Below are 2,483 nucleotides of genomic sequence, written 5' to 3' on the forward strand. Positions count from 1 at the left end.
TGAAGCAAATCTAAAAAATATAGATGGCTTTATAAAAGGGAATAAGAAATTTAATGAAGTAATTGAAGATTATGCAAAAATATACAAAGAACAAGTTGATTCAAACAAACCTTGGTCTTGGGATGATACTATCCCTGGTGGGGATAGCTTGTCTGCTGCTCAAAAAAGAAAGATAAAAGAAATGGCAGTAGCAAATGGACATATTCCTGAAATAAAGGTTACAAAAGTTGATGGAATGAGATATGGATCTGCTGATTTTGCCGGTGCAGGTGTAGTTAAAGAAACTGTTCAGCTACCAGAAAAATTTTGGAAGTTATCGGATAAAGAACAGTTTAAGTGGTTAGATGAGCAGATAGGTGGCACGAGAAGAGGAATGACGTGGCATCATACAGAAATCCCTGGTAAAATGGAACTTGTTCCATTTGGTATTCACAATATTACACCTCACAATGGTGGGCGGACGGCAGGTATGTGGGCTGACGCTCCGAGATAATATTTTTTAGGAGGTAGAGACATGGAAGTTAAGGATGAAACTATAATATATCCATTGCCGGATGATGTTCTGCTGAATGAAAAAGAAAACAAGTGGAGAATTAAATTGCCGGATGAATATAAAGAATTTATAAAAAATTTTAATGGTGCTTCTCCTGTAAAAGATAGTTTTATGTGTAACAATCATAGTTATGCAATTGATAGGTTTTTAAGTATCTTGAAGGTAACTGGGGAGAGGGATGATGAATTCTACGATATAGGAGTAGTTAGAACTCAGTTAGATGAGAGAATTGTTTCAGACGAAAACTTAGTAGGTACTGAATTATTACCAGTAGCTGTTCTATTTGCAGGTGACTTTGTGTGTTTAGACTATAGAAATACTGATGAAACAGAGCCATCTGTTTGCGTTTGGAATCATGAAGAATCTTCAGATTTAGACCCTGTAACTTATTTTACAAGTAACAGCTTTGATGAGTTTCTAAATATGTTAACCGAATAAGTCTTGCGAAAATTTGTTTACGCCTTTTGGCTTCCATTCAAAGGTGGGGCTACCCAGTGCCGAATAAATCCATCATTCAACCAATAACACAAATAACCCATGTAATACCCGTATAAAGATTTCTTCATTTCGGTTGTACGCACATCAAATGCTTTAATTTTATAACCTAAATAACGCTATTCCGTTACGTTGAACAGGTTGATTATGGTTAGATACCATCATAATTGACCTGTTTTTTGTTATCTTCGTTTTCTTGCGTTTTTTTCAAATTTACTTGAAATTGTAGAATACGCCGCCCCGATAGATAAGCTGTCTAAACCATCGCACCTTCTAGGATGGATAGCCCGACCATTAATATTGTCAGGACTTATCTGCATATTGTCCACAACGAACAACGAATGGACTTCTTGCCGCGATGGTTATCGTGAATAAACAAATCTGGTGACGACCAGTTGACATAGACAGGTAAGGAGACGTTTCGGGCTGAGGATACCCAAAGACAAGTGAATCTTTTAATTGAATTAAAACCTTTATTTCAATCATAATCATAAAGTGAAAATTGAGGGGGGATAAAATGAAGGTTGATCCAAACACAATAATACTACCCTTACCAACGGAAGATCTGTTTAGAAGAAAAGAAGGATTCTGGAGAATTAAGTTACCAAATGATTTTGTTTCATTTTTAGAAGTGAATAACGGCGGTAGACCAATAAATAGTAGTTTTAAATGTAATAATCATGACTATGCTATAGACAGATTTCTATGCTTATTAAAAACACCCAGAGATAATCAGTTAGGAATGTATGATATTGATGTAACACTAACTCAAATTGAAGATAGGCTTACCGATAATGAGGATTTGATTGGAGTTGATATTTTACCAATAGCGATTCTATTTGCTGGTGATTTTCTATGTTTAGATTTTTGTGAATCTAGAAATAATCCTAAGGTTTGTGTGTGGGATCATGAAAATTCTGGTGAACTTGATCCAATCAGCTATCATGTGGCAGACAGTTTCGAGGAATTTCTAACAATGTTATCTGAATAGAAAGCATGAAGGGCTATCAAGAAGTGTCGAATAAACCTATGATTTAACCAGTAACAACACATAAAACTCATGTAATACTTCTATAAAGATTTAGGCATTTCGTTTGTTCGTGCAGTAATGCTCGAAAAGTATAACGTAAATAACGCTATAGCGTTCAGTTAACAGGTTGATTATAGGGAGCTACCACTATAATCAACCTGTTTTTTTGCTATCTACTTATTCTTACAGCAGTGATTAGAATTAAAAAAATTAAAATAAAGGATTTAAAGTGAAATATTGGGAAGTTACGCCGATATATAGGTTAGGTGTGCGCTCCAAATACTTAAGTTTTTAAAGATGAAGTAATACATAAAGACCTGAGGGGGCGAAAAAGTAGTGCATTGGATGGTCTAAGTGTAAGAACTGGAGGTCATAAATGGCATTGGACAAAATGGTATTTAAAGA

Annotated in this window: 3 protein-coding genes; all 3 read left to right on the top strand. The window is 35.0% G+C overall.

Annotated elements, in window-relative coordinates:
* The coding region (locus MHH60_RS33125) for an HNH endonuclease signature motif containing protein (protein ID WP_341161223.1) at positions 1 to 493 on the top strand (493 nt) is incomplete at its 5' end.
* A 21-nt stretch (positions 494 to 514) separates the two neighbouring features.
* Positions 515 to 991 (top strand): SMI1/KNR4 family protein, encoded by a 477-nt coding sequence (locus tag MHH60_RS33130; RefSeq protein WP_076139112.1) that lies wholly within the window; start codon positions 515 to 517, stop codon positions 989 to 991.
* A 574-nt stretch (positions 992 to 1,565) separates the two neighbouring features.
* Complete coding sequence (locus MHH60_RS33135) at positions 1,566 to 2,039, top strand: SMI1/KNR4 family protein (RefSeq protein WP_076139111.1); 474 nt, start codon at positions 1,566 to 1,568, stop codon at positions 2,037 to 2,039.
* Positions 2,040 to 2,483: the final 444 nt, after the last annotated feature.

Source organism: Paenibacillus sp. FSL H7-0716 (genome assembly GCF_038002705.1).
Classification (GTDB): domain Bacteria; phylum Bacillota; class Bacilli; order Paenibacillales; family Paenibacillaceae; genus Paenibacillus_AQ; species Paenibacillus_AQ odorifer.